The following is a 23,115-nucleotide window of genomic DNA, read 5'->3' on the forward strand; positions in this document are numbered from 1 at the left end:
CAAAGCTCTTATTGCTGAGCGACAATCGCCCTAACATGCTCAAGATCTTCAGGAGTATCTACCCCCGCTGGTGGTGCTTCCTGAGCTGCTGCAACGTGGATTTTCTCTCCATACCAAAGCACTCGAAGCTGCTCTAGGCACTCAATTCGTTCAAGTGCACTCGGCTCCCATTCTACATAAGTCTTAATAAACCCAGCACGATAAGCATAGATGCCAATGTGTCTCAGTAGAGGGCTAGTTGCATGTTTTTTCGGCTCTGAAGCGTAAGCATCACGATCCCAAGGTATCGTTGCTCTACTGAAGTACAACGCATAACCTTGCTCATCCGTCACTACTTTTACCGCATTCGGGTTAAAGACTTCCGATTCATTCTCAATCGTTACACCGAGGGTAGCCATTGGCGCCGTGCTGCTCTCAAGATTATTAGCGACTTGCTTAATAATGCATGCTGGAATCAAAGGTTCATCACCTTGCACATTCACAACGATGTGATCGGGTGCGATTTTCATTGACGCTACCACTTCCGCTAAACGCTCGGTGCCAGACTCGTGAGTCGGAGAAGTCATACAAACTTCGGCACCAAATTGTTTTGCTGCGAGCTCCACTCTTTGATCGTCGGTTGCAATGATTACGCGATCGGCACCAGATTGTAGCGACTTCTCATAAACGTGCTGGATCATCGGTTTGCCACCAATATCCGCTAACGGCTTACCTGGTAAACGAGAAGATTCATACCTTGCTGGGATAATGACGGTAAAAGACATTAGCGTCCCTCTTCCATACTCATGTGTCTCGCTTCAGGCTCTAGTAAAACCGGAATACCCTCTTTAATCGGATAAGCAAGACGATCAAGCTTACAGATAAGCTCTTGCTTATCTTTATCAAAAGTGAGTTTTCCTTTACATACTGGGCATGCCACGATTTCAAGAAGTCTGTGATCCATAACTTTCTATTACCTTGTTTATTTTTTTGAGTATTTCACTACCATCCTGCTCGGTAAATTGAGCAGTGACAGGTAAATACCACCAATTGTTTTGTGCAAATGAACGACATTTTACGGCATCTTTCTCCGTCATAATGACGTTATCAGACCCATCACTTAGGGCATATAATTGTTCCGGTTGAAAATCTTTATGGTCTGCAAAGCCTTGGCTGCGCACTACATCTGCATCAAGATCATTCAACGTATTAAAAAAACGTGGAGGATGGCCAATACCAGCAAACGCAGTGAGTTGCCCTAGCTCGGTCACAGCTTTACGCTCATTGGTTGTAAGATTGATAGCAAGCTCAGGCTGTAATTCAAAACGCTTCTCTTGCCCTAAACGAGGCTCCCCGCCATTGGTAACAATAAGGTCTACTTCTTCCAAGCGAGACAGAGTTTCTCGTAGTGGTCCTAGTGGAATAGATTGCTCATTACCAAAGCGACGCACTCCATCAACCACTACAATTTCCATTGCTCTATCAAGCGCATAGTGCTGCAGACCATCATCGGTGATAATCACATCAACACCAAGACTTTCTAGTGCCTTGACTGCATTCGATCTTACCGGATCGACAACAACAGGGACTTTGGTTCTTTCATAAATAAGCTTCGGCTCATCGCCACAGGCTTTAGTACTGGTCTGGGTTTCCACTTGCAAAGGATAATGGTTAGATTTACCCCCGTAACCTCGAGAGACTACTCCAGGTTTGAAACCTTGACGTTGCAAATTCTCAACCAGCCAAATAACGATCGGAGTCTTACCATTACCACCAGCGGTAATATTGCCAACGACAATCACAGGCACAGAAGCGCGGTAGCAATCTTTTGAACCCTCACTGAAAGCCTTCCTGCGTCGCTTCGCAATCGCTCTATATAACGCACTAAGTGGCCACAAAAGCGGCCACCATAAATAGTTTAGTGGATTACGACCAAACCACAGTTTCTCTATCACTCGTTGTCACCAAACTGAATTTTATGCAGTTGAGCGTACGCACCTTTATGTGTAAGTAACGTATTGTGATCACCTCGTTCGATGATCTCACCGTCATCAACAACGAGAATTTCGTCAGCTTCTTCGATTGTTGATAAGCGGTGAGCTATCACTAACACCGTTTTATCCTTTTGAAGTTCATCCAACGCAGATTGAATCGCTCGCTCAGATTCAGTATCGAGTGCAGAAGTCGCCTCATCCAAAATCAGAACGGGTGCATCACGCAACAGAGCTCGTGCAATCGCGATACGTTGTCTCTGACCGCCAGACAAGCTTGCGCCATTTTCTCCAATCACGGTATCAAGCCCGTTGTCGAGACCATTAATGAACTCCATAGCATGAGCTAATTTCGCCGCGTGCTCGATTTGCTCTCGGCTATATTCTCCATCAGTTGCATAGGCAATGTTGTTGGCAATAGTATCGTTAAACAAATGAACATTTTGAGAAACCAATCCGAAATGCTTACGCAAGTTGGTCAGCTTGATATCATCAATCTTGTGGCCGTCAAGTTCAATATGTCCGCTATCGACGTCATAGAAGCGTGTAAACAAGTTGGCGATGGTGCTTTTACCCGAACCCGAACGCCCTACAAGCGCAATGGTTTTACCCGCAGGAAGATCAAAACTAACATGACGTAACGCTGGCTTTTCGGTTCCCTGATAAGTGAAAGTGATATCGTTAACTTTAATGTCGCCTTTCACTTTCGACAGCTCAACTTTACCAGTATCGCGCTCCGTATCTAGGTCCATTAACCCAAATAAAGTTTGGCTTGCTGCCATACCACGCTGGAACTCAGCCGTAACACCAGTCAGTGCTTTCAATGGACGCATCAATGAGAACATAGCCGAGAAAATAACCGTAAAAGTACCCGCGGTAAGTTGCTCACGAATCTCATCGAAACTCGCCAAATAAAGGACCGCAACCAATGCTAATGAGGCAATCATTTGAATCACAGGATTCGCTACCGCTGAGGCTGCTACCATCTTCATGGTTTGCTGCCTCATTTGGTTACTCATCTGATCAAAACGCTCTTTCTCAACTTGCTGACCACCGTAACTCAACACTACCTTATGACCTTTTAGCATCTGCTCGGCTGAGGTGGTCATATGACCCATCGAGGTTTGCATGTTGCGAGAGATCTTTCTAAAACGCTTAGATACAAAGCTAATCGCCCAAGCTACGACAGGAGCGACAGCGAAAAGAACCAGCGATAACTGCCAGCTGCTCCAGAACATCAGTATCAATAGACCAATGATACTTGCTCCTTCTCGAACAATACTGACTAGCGAGCGACTCGTCGCTCCTGCAACTTGTTCTGAGTCATAAGTAATCCGAGAGAGCAGTCCACCAGTTGACTCTTTATCGAAAAAGGAAACTGGCATGTGCATAAAGTGACTGAATATTTTGCGTCGTAGTTCCATGACGACTTTGCCGGATACCCAACTCAAACAGTAGGTCGAGACAAATCCACTGGTACCACGTATGAACATCATTCCAAGAATGATTAAAGGAAGGATTTTCAAGAAATTCGATTCGACATCACCAAAGCCTTCATCAAGTAGAGGCTTAAGTAGTGATAGCATGTAGGTATCTGCAGCAGCATTGATCACCAGTGCGATCACCGCAACGACGAGACCCGCTTTGTACTCTCGAATATAAGTCCAAAGACGCTTAAAGGTCTGCAGCGTCGTTTCATCTTGATTTAGCGACATAATTATTGTTCGTTTTCTTTTATCTATCTGTTCATTCTACTCTGCTTCGCAACATCTGCCTATACCAAGGGTCGAGGTTCTGGTTACGAAGCGTTGAAACGGTTAATTCTCCATCAAAAAAGACGAAATTAACCTGCCCCTGCTTACCTGTTTCATACCATTGAGCACCTCGCTCTAGGTATCGTTGTTTAACCAATTCGTTAGGCAGTTGCCAGTGGGAACGAAATTTCGTAGAGGCCACAACGTGCTCAGCATGAATCAATTGTGTCAAAAACGTAGAAGAGGAGGTCCGGCTGCCATGATGAGGAACACTCATAACATCAACATCTAGTTCAGAGAGTGTTCTGGCGATCAATATTTCACTGACTTTCTCAATATCGCCTGTAAGCAATATTCGATGAACTGAATTGTCTCCCTGAACAAAACTAATCAGAACCACACAAGAGTGTGGGTTGTAAGCTCTATCCACTCTCTTCGGAGGCCACAGTGCCTCAAATCGAACTGCCTTCCATTGCCAAGTTCTACCTCGAATACAGAGTTGCTCTTCTGTCAATCCATCAGGCTTCTTGACCCAATCAGGCTTCCAATAATTACGGAGTTCAATTTCACCACCAGCGTGGTCATTATCAGCATGACTAATAATAACTCCATGCAGGTCTCTAACTCCTATAGCTAAAAGATTGGGAGTCACTACTGCGCTCGCCATAGAGAAAGTTGGACTCGCGCGTCCTGTATCATAAAGTACCGCTTGTTCTCCCTGTTTGATGGCAACAGAGAGCCCGTGGGCTACATCAAAAAAGTGGACACTAACTTTTTGCCCGCTTTGTTTTAATGGCAATGTGACAGCACATAATATCAGTAATAGTGCCAACCACTTCAATGACACTACTTTTCTCAGGACCAACGTGAAAATTAAAGGTATTGCATAGAAAGCAAAATAAGCTGGAGCGTTAAGCCAGAACCAGTTTGATAGGTTCAAAGAGTAATCAAAGGGCATCATCAGCATATCGACCAATGCCCAGATTAAATTCTCCTTCTCCGACAGTACGGTCACTACAGTCGCTAAGAGCAATAAAGGAACGACTAAAAAACTAAACCATGGGACAAACAACAAGTTATAGAAAGGCGATGCGACAGCAACCCCTTGAAATAAGCTGACCACAATTGGAATGAACAGTAAGCAGAGCAAAACATGGGTATACAACACAGTGCGAACACCAAATTGATAGGAAACAACCGAGTTGGTCACCATGAGTGCGGAGACAGCGAGAAAGGAAAGCCAAAAACTGGCACTTGCGGAAGAAAAAGGCATCAAGGTGAGTATGAGAGAGGCCGCTACTAATAAAGTGGTCATACTCATTATCCGGATGTGAATAATGCAAAGCGAGTTGACAATGACAAGCATGAGTAGAGCGCGAACTGTTGATGTAGCAAACCCACCTAAAGCAGCATAAAAAAACGCTAACACCAACCCTGTAAAGATGCCTAACAATAAACAGAACGGTGTCGTTTTACAACGTAGTTCTGTCGGTAGAAGCAAGGTCACCACCAGCAGTGTTCCCCGCCCGACAAGATAGCCAACGGCAAAAACTATTCCAATATGTAGACCAGAGATAGCAACTAGATGAGACAGTCCGCTCTGTTTTAATCGCAACCAGTCTTCACCAGCGAGTTTGCTTCTGTCACCGAAAATTAACGCTAAATAATAACCTTGATGTAGGCTGTTTGCGGTCACAGACGTTACCAACCGATGTATTTTCGAACGCCAATCATACGTACTACGAACCATAAAATGACTGTCATCCGATAGAACACCATCGGCTAAAAACCGATTAGAAAAATAGTATCGCTCTTTGTCGAAGCCAACCTGATTAAGAACACCAACAACGGGTTTGAGTTGAACCAAAGCTTGAAGTTCATCGCCCATCGTTAATGCTCTCGGTGCATATAACTTAACGCTAGGTCTCTCAAAGAATGACAATTTTTCTCCATTAATCGATAAAATCGTCAATTCAACCTCATATCCACGAGTTATTTTTTTAAAATAGCTGTCAACTCGTCCTTTTATGGTAATATCTGTGCCAAATCGGTAAAGCACCTCCGATTGGTGCTTGTAAAGATTCCCTTGTATCAAAGCCACGGACATTGCAATAAAAACCACTGCGATTATCGAGCAGCGTTTTATTAGTAAGGCTATGCTAATTAAGGATGTAGGAATCAACCAGTAGTAATGAGGCATCATTGGCCACCACGCAACACTGATAAGTGTTAGTGAAAAAACCAACGGTGCAACAATGCCTGTTAAGAGAGTCATGTTTCCCTATGCCAAGAAAGTTCATTAAACGTTTCATGCCCGATCACGAGATGATCAAGCGACAAAAGGCATTGAAAGTGTTCGGCAATGTCCTCTATAACCCAAACCTTTGGTGTTTAAATCGACGCTCAGCGGCAGGCGCTTTTGCGGTTGGTTTGTTTATGGCTTTTGTCCCACTACCAAGCCAAATGATTATGGCGGCAGGGTTAGCTATCCTGTTTGGTGTTAACCTTCCATTATCGGTTGCACTTGTTTGGATTAGTAACCCTGTGACCATGCCAGTACTGTTTTATTTTGCGTACAAGATCGGTGCGTTTTGCTTGAATACGCCTCCACAGCCATTCCATTTTGAGTTGTCTTGGCAGTATTTATCCGACCAAATGACCACCATTGGCCCCCCGTTCCTCTTAGGATGCGCCATATGTGGTATTGTTGCTTCTGTTGCCGGGTATTTCGGCATTCGTGGCCTTTGGCGTTACTCTGTGGTTCGCAGTTGGCAGCAACGCGCTACAAGATAACGTTAGCTTGGAACCGACAACAGAGTCGTAAACAGAAACTACGAGTGTGACGACACTTCTAAGTAACAAGACTGTCGACCAAATATGAAAAAGCCCGTCAATGATATTCATTGACGGGCTTTTTCTTGAGATTAAATTACTTGGCGCTCAGCACTGAAGCAGGGTTTAACTGACTTGCCTTTGTTGCTGGATACCATGTCGCAATCAGACTTAACACCGTTGCAGTCCCCGCTACTAAAGCCACATCACTCCAAACCAACTCAGATGGCAGAAAGTCTACAAAGTAAATGTCGCCAGATAAAAACTTATGACCAATGAGAGACTCGAGGCCAGAAACTAATGGTGTGAGATTCAGTGCAACTAAACTGCCCAGCATACCACCGACAATACTACCCACTACGCCAGAAAATACACCTTGCCAGATAAAGATGCGTTTTATGAGGCCATCTGTGGCGCCCATCGTGCGTAATATTGCAATTTCAGATGCGCGATCTTTTACCGCCATCATTAGCGTTGAAACAATATTGAAGCACGCAACACCAATAACCAAAACCATCACCAAATACATAATGGTACGAACTAACTGAATATCTCGATATAGGAAACCATATTTCTGTTTCCAGCTACGTAAATAGACGTACTCCGTTAAGGTATTACCCACCTCTCTAACAATCAAAGGGGCATTGAATACGTCATCTACTTTTATAGAAACGCCAGTAACTTGATTACCTAGTCGAGCATACTGCTGAGCATCTGCTAACGGAACAATCGCCAAGCTATGGTCAATCTGTCCATTTAACTCGAGCAAACCAGAGACTTGGACTCGAACTCTTCTTGGCGCTTGCACTTTGCTGGTGTTACTAGTGGTTGGGATCATTAACGTTACGTAGTCACCTACTTTCGCATCCACTTGATCTGCGACCCCTTTGCCGAGAATCACTTGCTGCTCACCGGCATGAAAATTTTGCCAAGCTGTGCCTTTGACAAAGCCCGGTAGTGTCGACACTTTGGTTTCAAGCTCAGGGTCAACGCCACGAATTTCAACAGCTTTGAGTAGGCTGCCCTTTTCAACCAGCGCTGTCATTCGAATATAGGGCGCAGCCGCCTCCACTTTTGAATGTTCCATTGCCGAGTCCATCACCTTTTGCCAGTTTTTGATAGGAGCATTCACACCTTCAAACTCACCATGGGCAATTACGGATAACACTCTATTCTTCAGCTCGCGCTCAAAGCCATTCATCGCAGACAAACCAATGACAATCACCGCCACCCCAACAGCGATGCCAACAATGGATGAAATCGAAATAAACGACACCATTTTGTTACGTTGTTTGGCTTTGCTAAAACGTTTACCAATAAAAAACGATAGTGACACGTTAGCTCCTTGAATTACGCAATTTTGGCATCGAGTAGCAGGCCGTCTTGCATATGCATCTGCCTATCCATTTTCGCGGCTAACTCATTATCATGAGTCACCACTAGAAAAGCGGTTCCGTATTCTTGGTTAAGTGTTCGCATCAAGTCATATATAGATAAAGCCGTCGTATGGTCAAGGTTACCGGTCGGCTCATCAGCCAACACTAACGCAGGCTTATTGACCAAGGCTCTAGCGATGGCAACTCGTTGGCGCTCTCCCCCCGAAAGCTCAGAAGGTCGGTGCTCTAAACGATGTTTTAGCCCCACTCGCTCAAGTAATGCACTCGCTTCGGCCTTCGCTAGTTTAGTTCCCATACCACCAATAAGTAACGGCATCGCCACGTTTTCTACCGCTGTAAAGTCACTGAGTAGATGATGGAACTGATATACGAACCCTAAGTGCTCATTACGAAGCTTGGCTTGTTGGTTGCTGCTTAAAGTCAGTAGAGGCTCACCAAGGAAAGTAACCTCCCCTTCCGTTGCCTCATCCAAAGCACCTAGTACGTGAAGTAGCGTTGATTTACCGGAGCCAGAAGAACCAATTATAGACACCAACTCACCTTTGGAGATCTCAAAACTCACGCCTTTAAGTACCTCGGTATCCACCGCCCCATCGTGATACGTTTTTCGGATGTTTTGACAGGCGATTAACGGACTACTCATATCTTAAAGCCTCTGCTGGTTTAACGGATGATGCTCGGAAAGAAGGAAACAATGTGGCTGCTAGACTCAGCAACACAGCACAAATAACAACGACAATAATTTGGCTAGGATTCACCACTATCGGTAACTGTCCGCCAAAGCTAAATAAAGCGACACCCATGACTTCCAGTAGGCTATTAAGGTTGTTTGCCAACAACACACCAAGAATGCCACCAACAATGGCTCCGAGTGCACCACTGCTGGCACCCTGAACCATAAAGATGGCGAGCACTTGACGATCAGTCATGCCTTGCGTTTTCAAAATGGCAACCTCTGATTGTTTCTCCATCACCACCATAATCAGTGCGGAAATAATATTGAACGCCGCTACGCCGATAATGAGCCCGAGCATCAGCCCCATCATATTCTTTTCCATTTTTACAGCTTGGAACAATTCGCCACGTTGATCACGCCAGTCACTCCATAACCAACCGTCCGGCAATGGCTGCTCACTTAAACTGGAGACCACAAACGGGTCATTGAAGAACAGTCTCCACCCACTCGCTTCATCGGCTTTGTAACGCATCAACTTGGCGGCATCTTTCAAATGAGTTACGACTAATTGGCCATCCACATCGGAGCCAGTGCTATAAAGCCCAGCAACAGTAAACATTCGCTGACTCGGGATTCGCCCAAGCGGCGTATACTGGCTAGCACTGGTAACCATTAGTCTTACCTTATCGCCAACGCGCACATCGAGCTCTCGGGCAAGCGTATGACCCAACAAAACCTGATACTTTCCTGCTTGTAAATTATCTAGGCTACCACTTACCAGACGATAGCGAATCGGATCATCAGTTTCGGGCTCAATTCCAATCATCATGGCAGCAGACAATCCCTGATGGCTTTGGACCACAGCCTCACTGCGGACAATAGGGACCGCTGGCTGACTAGTAGCAAAACTATTCAGCAACGCATCTGGCTTGTCATTTAAGTCGACTCGACCTGAATCATGTGAAATAACCGCTTGAGGCAAAACGCCAAGAATTCGACCTTTCAGTTGAGCTTCAAATCCGTTCATTACTGAGAGAACAGTAACGAGCGACAAAACACCGATAGTGATTCCTGCGGTCGACATATAAGATACGAACCGACTAAAGCGATCGCCTGAGCGACCTCTTAGGTAACGTAATCCAATAAAAACGGGCAAAGGGTGAAACATAATAATGGCCATGGGACGAAATCTATGAGTAATGTAACCAGAAAACCCATTGGGTTGTAGCCCCGATTGTAAATTTCCTTTTAAATTACGTACTTTTGACCTTTCATTCGGTCATTTTCTTGATAACTCAGACATACACAGAGATAATTAATTCAAGTCGATTAGGAAAAATGTATGCAGCAGAACGAATTCTTCACCGTAAATGGACCTTTAAAAGCCAACATTGAGCCACTAGCACCTGGTAGTACTCTACCCGACCTAGACCAATACATTGCTGAAATTCCAGCTCCATTTATGGCATCGAGTGAATTTAGTCTACTCGATCAGCAAAATGATGCTGCAAAGCACGAACTGAATCAACATAACCTCAAGCATGTTGCCGAGTTAATTGAACAGCAAAACAGCAAGCTTAATTTGCTGCTTAATTATATTATTTCGCAACAAGACGATCCTGCACAGCGCCACGTCACTCACAGTTTTGGCGCAGGTCAACTTACCTATATCACTTCAGAAGCACTGAAAGTTGGTCAAATAGCCAAGGTGAAGCTTTTCCTAGATCACCCACCTGCTGGTATTTATTGTTATGCAGAAGTCACCGATATACAGAACTCCGAATCAGGCCAACTGGCTACGTTGAGTTTTGTACGAATCCTTGAAGAACACCAAGACCTACTAATTAAAGCCGCTTTATACCAACAACAGAAATTGCTTCGACAGCGCTCGCTAGACAGAGACAACCAATAAATACTATGAGTAATTGTCAACTACTTCCTCTTAATGCACCAACGGGTGCCGGTGATAAAAAGTTTCTCGGTAACCTGATTGGTGGCGCATTAGCCCTTGCTATCAGCGAGCATGCTAACGCCTATACTGATCATACTTTACTGGTTGTGCCAGACCCACAGCTTGCTCTTAAACTTCAAGGTGAACTAGAACAGTTCTTTCCAGGAGAGGTTGCGCTATTTCCTGACTGGGAAACCTTGCCATACGATAATTTCTCGCCACATCAGGATATAATTTCAGATCGTATTGCACGGCTATACGCCCTACCGCAACAGTCAAAAGGGATCACTATCGTCCCGGTAAGCACTTTGTTGCAAAGGCAAAGTCCTCGCGATTTCTTAATGCAACATACCTTGATGGTAAAAACTGGTGATTTGTTTTCACTGGATAAACTACGTCTACAGCTAGAAAACTCTGGCTACCGACATGTAGACCAAGTGTTTGGTCCCGGTGAATATGCAAGTAGGGGTTCAATTCTCGATCTCTTCCCCATGGGAAGCTCTGCGCCTTATCGCATTGATTTCTTTGACGATGAAATCGACACTATTCGCACCTTTGATCCGGAAAACCAACGTTCCATCGAAGATATTAGCGAGATTCGACTCCTCCCAGCTCATGAGTTTCCTACGACAAAAGACGCGATTGAAGAGTTTCGTGTTCGCTGGAGACAACAATTCGACGCAAGGCGCGAACCAGAATCAGTCTACATGCAGGTAACAAAAGGCACTTGGCCAGCGGGTATAGAGTATTGGCAGCCTCTGTTCTTTGAGCATACTGAAACGCTATTTGATTACATCAGCCAAGACTCCCAAATTATCGCTGTGGGTGATATTGAGTCCGCCATAGACACCTTTTTATCTGACGTTGAAACGCGTTATGAGCAGCGAAAGGTCGATCCTTTGCGCCCACTGTTAGAACCGAGTGCGCTTTGGCTGCAAAAAGATGAGTTCTATTCACAGCTTAAAGCCTATCCACAGTTGCTGTGCTCAGTTGATTCTGTGGATGAAAAAGCAGGACGCGTCAATGCTCCCGTCGAGGCACTTCCTGATTTAGCAGTACAGCATCAATTAAAAGAGCCGATGGCTCAAATCCGTCAGTTTACGGAGCAGTACGCTGGTAAAGTGATTTTCTCGGTGGAATCTGAGGGCCGTCGAGAGGCGCTACTCGAATTACTGCATCGCATAAAACTGAGGCCACAAGAGAAAGAACATTTTCTCGATGCGCTGAAGAGCGACGATAAGTTCACACTTGTTATTGGTCAATGTGAACATGGTTTTGCTTATCAACAGCAGTTCGCACTGATCTGCGAAAGTGACATGCTCGGCGACCGCGTTATTCAACGACGCAAGAAAGAAAAACGCTCGATTAATAGTGACACCGTCATTCGCAACCTTGCTGAACTCAAGCCAGGCCAACCCGTTGTTCATATTGACCACGGTATTGGCCGCTACGTCGGCTTGCAAACACTTGAAGCGGGCGGCATGACGACAGAATACGTCACACTCGAATACCAAAATGATGCCAAGCTGTACGTCCCTGTCGCGTCACTAAACTTAATCGGACGCTACTCTGGTGGTGCGGAAGAATCGGCACCACTCAACAAATTAGGCAGTGAATCCTGGGCTAAAGCCCGTAGAAAAGCCGCTGAAAAAGTGCGTGATGTTGCGGCAGAGTTGCTCGACGTATACGCCAAGCGCGAGTTAAAACCTGGCTTTAAATTCAGCTTAGATCGTGACCAATATGCGACCTTTAAAGCTGGTTTCCCATTTGAAGAAACTGACGACCAAGCACAGGCCATCAATGCTGTCATGTCTGATATGTGTCAGCCTAAAGCCATGGATCGTTTGGTTTGTGGTGATGTTGGCTTCGGAAAAACAGAAGTCGCAATGCGCGCTGCATTTGTGGCAACCGACAACGGTAAACAGGTCGCAGTGCTGGTTCCTACAACACTGCTGGCACAGCAGCATTTTGAGAACTTCCGCGATCGATTTGCCAACCTGCCAATCCGTGTTGAAGTCTTGTCGCGCTTTAAATCGGCCAAAGAGCAAAAAGCCATCCTACAAGACGTCGCCGATGGAAAGGTGGATATTGTCGTTGGCACCCACAAACTGCTCTCTAGTGACATTCAGTTTAAAGATCTTGGCCTACTCATCGTTGATGAAGAACATCGATTTGGTGTGAGGCAAAAAGAAAAAGTGAAAGCGATGCGTGCCGATGTCGACATTTTGACCTTAACAGCAACGCCTATTCCACGAACGCTGAATATGGCCATGAGTGGCATGCGCGATCTTTCCATCATTGCTACACCGCCAGCGAGACGTCTTGCCATTAAGACCTTTGTGCGTCAAAGCGAAGACAGTGTTGTACGCGAAGCAATACTTCGTGAAATCATGCGTGGTGGTCAGGTCTATTTCCTTCACAATCAGGTTGAAACCATTGAAAAGGTCGCGGCAGACTTAGAAAAGTTAGTCCCCGAAGCACGCGTCACAGTTGCCCACGGCCAGATGCGTGAACGTGAACTAGAGCGAGTTATGAATGATTTCTATCATCAACGTTTTAATTTACTAGTATGTACGACCATCATTGAGACGGGCATCGACGTGCCAACCGCTAACACCATCATCATGGATCGTGCTGATAACCTTGGCTTAGCGCAGCTTCACCAACTTCGTGGACGTGTGGGTCGCTCACACCACCAGGCGTATGCTTATCTGCTGACTCCTCATCCAAAAGCCATGACAAAAGATGCAGTGAAGCGATTAGACGCTATCGCCTCGCTAGAAGATCTTGGGGCCGGCTTTACTCTAGCGACTCATGACCTTGAAATTCGTGGCGCTGGAGAGCTTTTAGGAGATGAACAGAGTGGCCAAATTCAGTCCGTTGGATTCTCACTCTATATGGAAATGTTAGAGCAAGCCGTGGAAGCGCTAAAAGAAGGTAAAGAGCCCTCTTTGGACGATCTACTTCGCGAACAAACTGAAGTGGAATTACGTATCCCCGCTTTGCTCCCTGATGACTATATTCCGGATATCAATACTCGTCTATCTATGTATAAACGGATCGCAAGCGTTATAGATAACGAAGAGCTCGACGAGCTAAAAGTGGAACTGATTGATCGATTTGGCCTGCTGCCAGATGCTGCCAAACACCTTCTTGCCGTCTCACAAATGAAGCTTCGTGGTAGAGCACTGAAAGTTAAAAAAGTAGAAGCCCATGATAAAGGTGGCTATATTGAATTTTATCCGGATGCTGACATTAACCCAGCCTTCTTGGTTAAACTACTTCAAGCGCAGCCAACAAAGTTTGCGATGGAAGGGCCAACTAAGTTCAAGTTTATGGAAGCGTTAACCGATAGGCGTAAACGCTTAAGCTACCTCAATAACATGCTTGACGAGTTTGAAGCCAATCGACTTCCGAACGCATAATTGCTTACAGCTGCAACGATTTTTCACCGTGAAATGTTTCAGCAACGTCCTGTATTAATTGATATAATGGGATTGCACTCAATGATAGTGGCAATCAATGGAGAAACAATGAAAAAACTGATCCCACTGCTACTCCTATTGGTTTCTATGCCAAGTTTGGCGCAGAGACAATTTGATATAGAAGTGATCGTTTTCAAACGTGCGGTAAACCCTGAAAAAGTAAACGAGTCTTGGCCAAACACCATGCCGCAAATAGACTTTAGCCGCGCTGGTTCAATGAACGATGCCAGTTATCGCGCGTCGAAAGGCGTTCAGATGCTGCCTTACTCTTCATACCAATTGAATGATGAAGCGGCAAAACTAAAAAATCATGCAGGCTATACGGTGCTCATGCACAAAGCATGGCGCCAAGGCGATAACGGTAGAGGCTCTGCTCCAATTTTCCATATTCGTGCAGGGAAAGATTACTCAGCTGGTTTTAATGCCGATGGAACAGAGAAGGGCAGCAACAGCAACACCACAAGCCCGGTTGATGGCGTAACGGAAGTGGCCATAGATAAACCGTTGTACGAGCTTGACGGTAAATTACAGATATACGTGCAGCATTATTTGTATGCTGAAGCCCAACTAGACCTTCGCTCGCCAAGCACAAAAGAGGTGATTGTTACTGATTCAGTCACGGCAACAGAACCGATGGAGCCGTCTGCTGACAATTCTGTAGCGACAGGGACTGCAGATAGTAACGTCATTGCTGGCAACTTACAGGCCATAGAGCCTCAACGTGAAGTTCAAACCTTTCTCAAGGACTATCGATTTGATCAGAAACGTCGCATGAGAAGTAGTGAAACGCACTACCTAGACCATCCGTTAATGGGCATGATCATCCAAGTTCGAAGAGTACAGAACTAATCCAGAAAGGGCCTAAAATAAGGCCCTTTTTTCAATTCCTGTTCCATTCCAAGGCATTATGAATACGCATTACACTATCTACACAAAAAGATTATGCCTTCGACTATTGGATGTTAACGATGCCGAGCAACTGGCAGTCGCAATCCAAGAATCTCCCTCATTGCATCAATGGATAGATTGGTGTCATAAAGACTTTACTCAACATGAAGCGATGGATTTCATTGGCGCGACTCGAGTTAACTGGGTGAAAGCCGTGGCATTTGGCTTTGCATTGTTTGACCGAAAAACCGAACAGTTTCTAGGTATGGTGGCGCTCAATGAGTTTTATCATACCTTCAACATGGGAAGCCTTGGCTATTGGCTAAGAGACGATGCTCAAAAGCAGGGCTATGCCTTGGAAGCGCTCGATGCGTTGGTGGAATTCAGTTTTGCCAATTTATTACTCACCCGACTAGAAATTGTTTGCGACCCAGGCAATACCGCTAGCCATAGGCTTGCTGAACGTATCGGAGCAACCTACGAGTGTTTAGCGCAGAATCGCTTTATTTTTGATGGTAAACCAAAAGCTGGACTGGTCTATTCCCTCATTCCCCCTACCCGTTGAACCAGTGGCTCTGAGATAAAAAAAGAGGCGCTTTTCAGCGCCTCTCTGTTATCACTAGGTATTAGTGCAATTTCAAGTTTGGTCTCAATACACGGTTAATACGACCAACCAACATCATTAATCCGGTCTTTAACACGCCATGTAAAGCCATTTGGTGCATACGATAAAGCGAAATGTAAACCACACGAGCGATTCGGCCTTCTACCATCATAGAGCCCTTGGTTAGGTTACCCATTAAACTACCTACGGTTGAGAATCGGCTCAATGATACTAAGGAGCCGTGATCGTTGTATACGTAAGGCTTTAATTCTCTGTCTGTCAGTTTAGCAACGATGTTACTAAACGCACGACTCGCCATTTGGTGCGCAGCTTGAGCACGTGGGGGCACAAATTTACCATCAGCTTGGGTACACTGAGCCAAGTCACCGATAACGAAAATATCGTCATCACGCGTGGTTTGCAGCGTGTCTTTTACTACTAACTGGTTGATACGGTTAGTTTCCAAACCGGCAATGTCTTTCATAAAGTCTGGCGCTTTGATTCCTGCCGCCCAAACCATTATTTGTGCCGGGATTTTTTCGCCATCTTTAGTAGTTAAGCCATCTTTGTCCGCTTGAGTCACCATAGTGGCAGTGCGAACAGTTACACCCAGTTTTGTCAGTTCAGAATGCGCTGCGCTTGAAATACGTGGAGGAAGCGCTGGAAGAATACGCTCACCCGCTTCAATTAAGTTTACGTTCAGCTTACTCGAATCCAGGTCACCGAAACCATAAGTACGAAGCTCTTTGACCGCGTTATGCAGTTCAGCAGACAGCTCTACACCTGTTGCACCAGCACCAACGATCGCAATATCGACAGTACCGTGACCATTTTTCGCATGCAGTTTTAGGAACTCATTGTTCATCTCTGTACGGAAACGGTGTGCCTGTTCTGGGCTATCTAAGAAGATGCAGTTCTCACGAACACCAGGAGTATTGAAGTCGTTTGATGTTGAGCCAATCGCAAGCACTAAGATGTCATAAGCGATCTCACGGCTCGGCATCAATAGTTCATCGTGCTCGTCTCTCAATTCACTTAGCGTAATGCTTTTTCGCTCACGATCAATCTCTTTCAGACTGCCCATTTGAAAATCAAAATGATGATTTTTCGCGTGGGCACGATAGCTTAGCGCATCAACCCCTTCGTCCAATGAGCCGGTCGCTACTTCGTGTAGAAGTGGCTTCCATAAATGGCTTGCTTTACGATCAACAAGCGTAATATTGGCGCGCCCTTTACGTCCAAGTGTTCGGCCTAATTTGGTCGCAAGCTCAAGTCCGCCTGCGCCACCACCAACAACGACAATATTAGTCACAATGGCTCTCCTAAAAAGTGAAATTTGAAAGTTAGAAAATGGTCTTACATCCCGCCTAAAGTCGAAATGCTTAAAATTTGGTCATTATGCGCAAGTATGGACTCCAAGTGGCAGCCCCTAGCGCGGTACAATCATGGTTTCACTTCACAAATTTGTTCAAAATCGTCTTTGTTTGAACATCTTAGGGCAAGTTCTCTTCTTGCTCTCAACTTTTTTTGATATTTATCAAATAATGTAGAATGGTTTTATTATATAGGGCAAATCAATGTCCGCAACTATTCAATGGAATTATTTTTGTTAAGTGAATTAAATGGCCATTTGTTAATCGATAGTTCCATCACTAAAAACGGCTCCTCAAGGGAGCCGTTTTTAACTTCATAATATCAAGGTCAATACCTAGGGCGTTACCGTAACTAACGCATCACCTGTGACATTTTCAAATGATGCAGTGATGGTAGCGGTACCTACCGAAATACCACTTACATATTGCTTGGAAGGGTATGCCACATTCATGTTTGAGCTGTTCCAAGAGACATATTTGGCGTAGTTCTCAACACGACCATCAGAGAAAGTGACATTAACAGTTACCTCAACAGTATCACCAGTAGCAACCGTGATATTTTGTGGCACAATTTCTACCTTTGTCGTTGTGGCAGGGTAGGTTTGCGTTTCAACAAAATCTGTCATGCCTTGGTATGACATCGTAATCGTCGCGCGCCCTCCTTCATAGACACCTTGCGCCAAACCCGCCTTGGCATTTCCGGATTCAATCGTCGCGGCAGTGGTATCGCTGCTCGACCACTCAGCATCTAAGGTAACATCTTTGCTCGACCCACCTTGATAGTATGCAATAGCATGGTATTGGAATGGTGTTCCCGAATAGAGGATATCCTGTCTTGGTTCTATTGCGAATTGTGCTAGAACTAGAGGAGCAACCGTGGTAGTTACCTCATCCTCAACCCCATCTAACTCAGCTTTGATCTGCGCGCTGCCTGCAGATAACGCTTCACCACTACCTCCTAACTCCCCTGTGGTAACCACTTGAATCACAGTAGGGTCACTAGAAGACCACGTCGCTTTTGAAGTTACATCTTCATCAGGCAAGCCTTGATGATATTTAGCAATCGCCTTATATCGTCCTGCAGTTCCTTCTGGAACTGTCTCATTGTCCGGCGTAACGACTAGCTGCCTGATATATGTGTCAACAACACTAACCTGACCTGCTCCTTCGATGTTTTGATAGATCGCATACACTTCACTGTTACCCGCAAATTTTCCTTCTATCAACCCCGTCGTATTCACGGCAAGTTTATCTCTCTGTTGCGCCCGCCAATCACTTAACGCTGTTACATCTTTAAATGAAACCTTATTAGTATTAACGTCTTTGTATATTGCATAAGCAGTAAGTTGCTTTGTATCCCCTACTTTGACCGTAGAATCGGCAGGTTCAACGTTCACGCCTAAGTAGGTCAGGCTACTGAAGAGTGTGAGAATGACCTTGTAAGAGTAACCAACCTAAATTAACTGGGCGTACCATAATAAAATCTTAATGTTGTGTGAAAGTTGTTACCGTATTGAACAAAAAAAGCAGCGAAATCCGCTGCTTTTGTAAAAAGTAGTACACGCCACTCGGACGTTTCTTACATTACGATTCTTTAAACGCCTTCATTGTTTGAAGGTGCTGAGAGATCTTCTTGAATTTATGAGTTTGAGTTTCATCCCACACTACATCGTAATAATCTTTGAGGGCGTCCGCCGTTTTTTGATTGTCATGAATTTCGTCTTCTTTGGACAAAATGACCATACAACGACCCGCATTTTTACTACGGAACTTTTCAACACACTTAGTGGCAATGTCTTCATATTCTTCTGGACGATCAATACGATCTTGCATGTTTACTTCAGGATGCAAGTTAGGGTTGAAGATAACTTGCTTAATGCCACACAAGAAGCCGATGCGCTCTGACCAGTAGCCTCCCAGACCAACACCGCAAATAATCGGCGCTTCGTCTTTCGACTCTTGAACCAACTTGTTTACCTCTTTAAGAAGGTGCTGCATATCATGCTTGGGGTGAAGTGTGCTGTAGTTGACGAAACGAACGTCTTCGTCAATGAATTGCAACTGAAGCACTTTTTCATGGTTGCCTGGGCTTGTTGAATCGAAGCCGTGAAGATAAATAATCATAGTACCTCTCAATCCGTCCTTATTGGTACGCTTTCGTTAAATCTACCACGAAAGCCCTAGTTTCATAGGGGGTAAGATGATTTTTCAGAAAAGATAACGTTAAACAGTGATCCGCTCAACATAATCGTAGATAAATAGCCTCAGCTTCGACTAAAAAACCATCATCTTGCCACACCTGCGCTGCAAGTAGATACCAGAGCATAGCCATCATCTGCGAGTGTCTTTGCCAAATCTCCACATCCTTTTGCCAAGATCTACTATCTATCGTGGGCTGGTGCTGTTTGTAGAGTTCAATTCCTGTAACGACATCCATTTGAAGCATATCCAAGGTCATTGTTAGGTCCAGAACGGGACTGGCAATTGCAGCATATTCCCAGTCAATTACCGCAAGGCCCGTTTCAATCTGCACTAAGTTATGAATGCCAAAATCAAAATGACAAAGCGCTTGTTGCGCACAGCTTAATTTTGGTAGCGTTCGAAGGCTTTCGTAGATCGGACGAAAGCGCCGCTTTAGAACAGAATCGTCAAGCTGAGACCAGTAATGATCCACTTTTTCTTGGTAATCAAAACGTCGCACCTGACTGATAGGTTGAATGGTATGGATATTCGCAAGAAGCGCGATAACCTTTGAATGATCGTCTAACTGACTAACAGGAATGCCATTACACCAACTGAGCGCGATACCCTTTGGGCCGCGAGCGATGACTTTGTTAGTAGGGAGGTGTCCGGCAACCGAGTTCAAAACCTCAGCTTCATTGTCGCGACTGATATCAAATGACTGACATAGCGATGAGTTGGCACGCCAAATCACCCAACCATGAGATGGAGTCAATACACGCCACGCCCGATTTGTCAGGCCGCCAGATAACGGAAGTGCCCCTAAGGGCACTTCGTTTAACAAGGAAGATAATCCAGCCAAATCTGGTGATTGCTGGACCGCATCAATCCAATTAAGCATTGAGCGCTTGTTATAGACCTAGTACTGAACGAGACTCTTGCTTACGAATTTCAGTTTCGTCAGCCCACTCAATCAGACCCGTTTCTAGATCCATAAGACGCATTGTCATTTTGTAGTATACGTCTTTATCGCTGCCCGCTTCTTTAACGATACTACTTAGGTTACCGTAAAGCATATATTGCGCACCAACCATTTTACCGAATTGGATAGCTGTGCTTTGGTTCACTAGCTCATCATTGTTTTGGAAGTTAAGCTGTTCACGTACAGACTCAACACGATCCATATCTACGAAACGGAACTTACCAGAGTTCAGCATTTTGGTGCTGATGCTGTCAGTGATAGACTCGGTATCAATGTGCTCCGTTGTTTTGTTCTTGATACGTTCAACAAATACAATTGGGCGACTGTCGCGCGTGATTGCCGCAACTGAACCAGACATCAGCATGCTATCAACCATATCACCAGCGATCTTCTGTAGGTCAGTTGAACCGAAATCGATTGTTGTCGTTTCAGTAGCTTGCGCGTCGCCGTAACTTACTTTATTTGAACAGCCACCGAGAATGACAGCCAAACCCAACAAAGCAATAATACTTTTTTTCATTTTGTTTCCTTAGTCTTACTTACTTTCCAACGGGTGGAAATTACTCATCCGCTCCGCGCAATTGCACACGGAATTCTTTACCATTAGGATTTACAGACACCTCAGATAGGGTAATAGTTTCATCACCGCGTAAGATGGCTCTTTTCCAAGGGGCTTGTTTAGTATTTACTTCGAGTCCTTGCGCATCATACCAATAGAATCGATATTGGATGATTTGGTCCGTAGATGTCGTATTAGACAATCGCACCACGCCTCTCGCATGACCATTGGTATCAATGGTCGAAATGTCATCAATAGAGAATTTTTTACCCATTTGTGCGTCACCATAAAGCACTGCCTGAGTTTGGCCTTCGATTTTGATCCCTGAGGTTTTACTTGAAGCACAGCCAAACAACGTCAACAGCACACCAATACTCACTAACCATTTTTTCATTACATTCTTCCTAATTGTTTATGCCAAATGGTGGCATTGCCGCCCTGGCGCGACACCCAAACCAAAGTGGTTTGTCTGTCTCTCACATCAAAAGTATAGTCTTGACCATCTAACGTCATTTTGTGGCTGCCCGCTTTAACGATTTGACTTGCACCGTTCACGACACCCGGTAATGTTTGCCAACTCCTAGTATCAGGCTGTTCCGTCAAGGTGTTCCACACGTTGAAGATAAGGTTACCGACATCATCGTCTTTCGCCGTACTCTTACGAATTTGGTCTTTGGCATACACGCGCAGTGCTTGTCGCAACAAGATGGTCGGCATATTCTCGGTAAGCTGCTGCTGCGCCATTAAATTAGTATCCACTAATTCATCCGACTTCAGGGGCTTACCATCCAACATAATATTCGAAAATTTAGGCGTCACCGCTGGAACATAATACGGCAGTGCCACAGTATACAACGCAGTATTACCTTGGCTGTCATAAACAGGCAAAGTCAGATTCCAAGATTGCATGGCGCTCACAACCCCCTGCTCTTCGAGCAGGATGATACGACCTTCACCAGCTTTAATACCTGGTCGATCACCATATTGCTTTTTAAGCTTCGCAAGATCTTGGTTACGACTTGAGCGTTTAGCCACACGAATTACCGCGTCGATAACGGCTTCGTTATCTGGTGCAACAGCAAGTGCGCGAGTATAGTCAATATAGGCCCCATTGAGGTCATTTGAAGCTTCGTACATCAAGCCTGACAAAAACAACAAATAGCCATTTTGAATCGCTTTCAGTTGATTTCCCGCATCAGGATAACGCGACAACACCGACCCTAGATTAGGTGATAACCCCTTCTGCTTCATTTCAGCTTCAGCAGAACGTAAGTCTTTCTCTCGCGCCTGGCGAGCACGCTGTTGAACTTGGTTTGCTCGTCGCACTTCAACCAGTGCACCCTCTAGGTCGTTCTTTTGAATATAGTTGAGCCCTAGATACAGGTGTAAATAACCTAGCTCATAATCTGGCGGCACATACTCGGTTATATTGTCATTGACCGCTAAGGCGCCAACACTAGTCGCAGTGTCAGTAATAGAAATAAGCGCCTTATCTTGCTGAACTCTAACGGCCTTATCACTAACTTCAAGCGCTGATTTACTTTGCGGATAGGATTGGTTTAAGAACTCGACCCTGCCGCGCTCAAAATTATCCAAGATATCACCCGCAACGACATCTTCAGCCTGAGGCAATGCAGCCTGCGCTTTTTCATATTGGCCAGTTTTCACCGCTTGATACACCACCGTATTCTGCTGGGTATAGTGGCTAAACAGATTACCTGCACTTAGTCCCGCACAAGCGGTAAGTGATGCAGCAAGTACGACGATGAGTGCGTGTTTAACGCTACGTATTAACATATGTTTTGAAGAGAATAGATACCTTTAGTGAGGCTTTGACAATTACGTGAGTACTAAGTTGCCAAAGCCTCTCGAAATTAGCTCATCAACAATGGGCCAAGTGGGCGACCACCAACGAGATGCATGTGAATATGGTACACCTCTTGACCGCCGTGAGAATTACAGTTGACGATCAAACGATAGCCATCTTCTGCAATACCTTCATCATGAGCGATCTTCCTTGCAACGGTGAACATACGTCCCATCATTGCTTCATCATCAGTTTCAACTTCATTAACAGTGGGAATCAGTTTGTTTGGAATGATCAACACGTGGCTTGGAGCACGCGGATTGATATCACGAAATGCGGTAACAAGATCGTCTTGATACAACACATCGGCAGGAATTTCTTTACGAATAATTTTGCTAAAAATGGTTTCTTCAGCCATGAAGTTCTCCAATTACCAAACCAATAATACTGACACAGGATCGCCAGCACATACTTACTTTAGAAGTATGCACTAAGGTCTATAGAATCACAATTTAAAGCAAAGCCAACATAGCTTGTTGTTTTCATTATTGTTCGATTCTCAACCTATATCTCGCTAGAAGTACTTTTTTGAGATAACACTTCACGCCAAAACCTTGGCTTTTATTACATTTTTGACGAGTGCGTCATAAAACGTA

Annotated in this window: 21 protein-coding genes; 5 read left to right on the forward strand and 16 right to left on the reverse strand. The window is 44.9% G+C overall.

Annotation, left to right across the window (positions count from 1 at the left end; all coding sequences use genetic code 11):
* Nucleotides 1-8: 8 nt before the first annotated feature.
* The 5 genes from kdsB to VME0621_RS07865 are packed head-to-tail and all read right to left on the reverse strand — an operon-like array spanning nucleotide 9 to nucleotide 5,999.
* Nucleotides 9-764 (reverse strand): 3-deoxy-manno-octulosonate cytidylyltransferase, encoded by a 756-nt coding sequence (kdsB, locus tag VME0621_RS07845; RefSeq protein ID WP_038229583.1) that lies wholly within the window; start codon nucleotides 762-764, stop codon nucleotides 9-11.
* Complete coding sequence (locus VME0621_RS07850; RefSeq protein WP_038229582.1) at nucleotides 764-943, reverse strand: Trm112 family protein; 180 nt, start codon at nucleotides 941-943, stop codon at nucleotides 764-766. Before VME0621_RS07850 ends, kdsB begins: the two co-directional genes overlap by 1 nt.
* A complete protein-coding gene (lpxK, locus tag VME0621_RS07855) occupies nucleotides 924-1,934 on the reverse strand; it encodes a tetraacyldisaccharide 4'-kinase (protein ID WP_062462890.1) in 1,011 nt (336 codons plus the stop codon). Before lpxK ends, VME0621_RS07850 begins: the two co-directional genes overlap by 20 nt.
* On the reverse strand, nucleotides 1,931-3,685 hold the full coding sequence (gene msbA / locus VME0621_RS07860; RefSeq protein WP_038229578.1) for a lipid A ABC transporter ATP-binding protein/permease MsbA: 1,755 nt from the start codon (nucleotides 3,683-3,685) through the stop codon (nucleotides 1,931-1,933). The genes lpxK and msbA overlap by 4 nt, the downstream gene beginning before the upstream one ends.
* A 31-nt stretch (nucleotides 3,686-3,716) precedes the next feature.
* The gene (locus VME0621_RS07865) at nucleotides 3,717-5,999 is read right to left on the reverse strand and encodes a DNA internalization-related competence protein ComEC/Rec2 (RefSeq protein ID WP_062462888.1); all 2,283 of its coding nucleotides are present in this window, start codon (nucleotides 5,997-5,999) and stop codon (nucleotides 3,717-3,719) included.
* Nucleotides 6,000-6,007: 8 nt separating this feature from the next.
* On the opposite strand from VME0621_RS07865, the gene VME0621_RS07870 reads away from it, so the two are divergent.
* Entirely contained in the window at nucleotides 6,008-6,517 is a 510-nt protein-coding gene (locus VME0621_RS07870) for a DUF2062 domain-containing protein (protein WP_006075333.1), read from the forward strand.
* Between the two features lie 136 nt (nucleotides 6,518-6,653).
* Here the strand turns inward: VME0621_RS07870 and lolE are convergent, their stop codons facing one another.
* The 3 genes from lolE to lolC are packed head-to-tail and all read right to left on the reverse strand — an operon-like array spanning nucleotide 6,654 to nucleotide 9,797.
* Nucleotides 6,654-7,892 carry a lipoprotein-releasing ABC transporter permease subunit LolE gene (gene lolE, locus VME0621_RS07875; RefSeq protein WP_006075332.1) on the reverse strand — a complete coding sequence of 413 codons (1,239 nt, stop codon included), beginning with the start codon at nucleotides 7,890-7,892 and terminating at the stop codon, nucleotides 6,654-6,656.
* Nucleotides 7,893-7,906: 14 nt separating this feature from the next.
* Entirely contained in the window at nucleotides 7,907-8,596 is a 690-nt protein-coding gene (gene lolD, locus VME0621_RS07880; RefSeq protein WP_038229573.1) for a lipoprotein-releasing ABC transporter ATP-binding protein LolD, read from the reverse strand.
* A complete protein-coding gene (lolC, locus tag VME0621_RS07885; RefSeq protein ID WP_062462899.1) occupies nucleotides 8,589-9,797 on the reverse strand; it encodes a lipoprotein-releasing ABC transporter permease subunit LolC in 1,209 nt (402 codons plus the stop codon). The genes lolD and lolC overlap by 8 nt, the downstream gene beginning before the upstream one ends.
* Before the next feature lie 174 nt (nucleotides 9,798-9,971).
* Between lolC and VME0621_RS07890 the strand changes: the two genes are divergently transcribed.
* The 4 genes from VME0621_RS07890 (at nucleotide 9,972) to VME0621_RS07905 (ending at nucleotide 15,518) form a co-directional block, all read left to right on the forward strand.
* The gene (locus VME0621_RS07890; protein ID WP_062462884.1) at nucleotides 9,972-10,541 is read left to right on the forward strand and encodes a PilZ domain-containing protein; all 570 of its coding nucleotides are present in this window, start codon (nucleotides 9,972-9,974) and stop codon (nucleotides 10,539-10,541) included.
* 5 nt (nucleotides 10,542-10,546) lie between these two features.
* On the forward strand, nucleotides 10,547-14,005 hold the full coding sequence (mfd, locus tag VME0621_RS07895; RefSeq protein ID WP_062462881.1) for a transcription-repair coupling factor: 3,459 nt from the start codon (nucleotides 10,547-10,549) through the stop codon (nucleotides 14,003-14,005).
* Nucleotides 14,006-14,113: 108 nt separating this feature from the next.
* On the forward strand, nucleotides 14,114-14,914 hold the full coding sequence (locus VME0621_RS07900; protein WP_062462877.1) for a peptidoglycan binding protein CsiV: 801 nt from the start codon (nucleotides 14,114-14,116) through the stop codon (nucleotides 14,912-14,914).
* Nucleotides 14,915-14,972: 58 nt separating this feature from the next.
* The gene (locus tag VME0621_RS07905) at nucleotides 14,973-15,518 is read left to right on the forward strand and encodes a GNAT family N-acetyltransferase (RefSeq protein ID WP_062462874.1); all 546 of its coding nucleotides are present in this window, start codon (nucleotides 14,973-14,975) and stop codon (nucleotides 15,516-15,518) included.
* Between the two features lie 61 nt (nucleotides 15,519-15,579).
* Here the strand turns inward: VME0621_RS07905 and VME0621_RS07910 are convergent, their stop codons facing one another.
* From VME0621_RS07910 to hinT, 8 genes are all read right to left on the reverse strand, one after another.
* Nucleotides 15,580-16,869: an NAD(P)/FAD-dependent oxidoreductase gene (locus VME0621_RS07910; protein ID WP_062462871.1), complete on the reverse strand. Its 1,290-nt coding sequence runs from the start codon at nucleotides 16,867-16,869 to the stop codon at nucleotides 15,580-15,582.
* 396 nt (nucleotides 16,870-17,265) lie between these two features.
* A complete protein-coding gene (locus VME0621_RS07915) occupies nucleotides 17,266-18,327 on the reverse strand; it encodes an Ig-like domain-containing protein (RefSeq protein ID WP_062462867.1) in 1,062 nt (353 codons plus the stop codon).
* Nucleotides 18,328-18,514: 187 nt separating this feature from the next.
* On the reverse strand, nucleotides 18,515-19,054 hold the full coding sequence (gene ycfP / locus VME0621_RS07920) for an alpha/beta hydrolase YcfP (RefSeq protein ID WP_062462864.1): 540 nt from the start codon (nucleotides 19,052-19,054) through the stop codon (nucleotides 18,515-18,517).
* A gap of 115 nt (nucleotides 19,055-19,169) precedes the next feature.
* Nucleotides 19,170-20,012, reverse strand: coding sequence for a phosphotransferase (locus VME0621_RS07925; protein ID WP_062462861.1), 843 nt, complete (start codon nucleotides 20,010-20,012; stop codon nucleotides 19,170-19,172).
* A gap of 10 nt (nucleotides 20,013-20,022) precedes the next feature.
* Complete coding sequence (gene lpoB, locus VME0621_RS07930; protein ID WP_006072984.1) at nucleotides 20,023-20,613, reverse strand: penicillin-binding protein activator LpoB; 591 nt, start codon at nucleotides 20,611-20,613, stop codon at nucleotides 20,023-20,025.
* Nucleotides 20,614-20,653: 40 nt separating this feature from the next.
* The gene (locus tag VME0621_RS07935; RefSeq protein WP_006072983.1) at nucleotides 20,654-21,046 is read right to left on the reverse strand and encodes a YcfL family putative periplasmic lipoprotein; all 393 of its coding nucleotides are present in this window, start codon (nucleotides 21,044-21,046) and stop codon (nucleotides 20,654-20,656) included.
* Complete coding sequence (locus VME0621_RS07940) at nucleotides 21,046-22,449, reverse strand: COG3014 family protein (protein WP_062462858.1); 1,404 nt, start codon at nucleotides 22,447-22,449, stop codon at nucleotides 21,046-21,048. Before VME0621_RS07940 ends, VME0621_RS07935 begins: the two co-directional genes overlap by 1 nt.
* A 77-nt stretch (nucleotides 22,450-22,526) precedes the next feature.
* A complete protein-coding gene (gene hinT / locus VME0621_RS07945) occupies nucleotides 22,527-22,877 on the reverse strand; it encodes a purine nucleoside phosphoramidase (RefSeq protein ID WP_006072981.1) in 351 nt (116 codons plus the stop codon).
* Nucleotides 22,878-23,115: the final 238 nt, after the last annotated feature.

The sequence above is a fragment of the Vibrio mediterranei genome (assembly GCF_900088415.1).
Classification (GTDB): domain Bacteria; phylum Pseudomonadota; class Gammaproteobacteria; order Enterobacterales; family Vibrionaceae; genus Vibrio; species Vibrio mediterranei.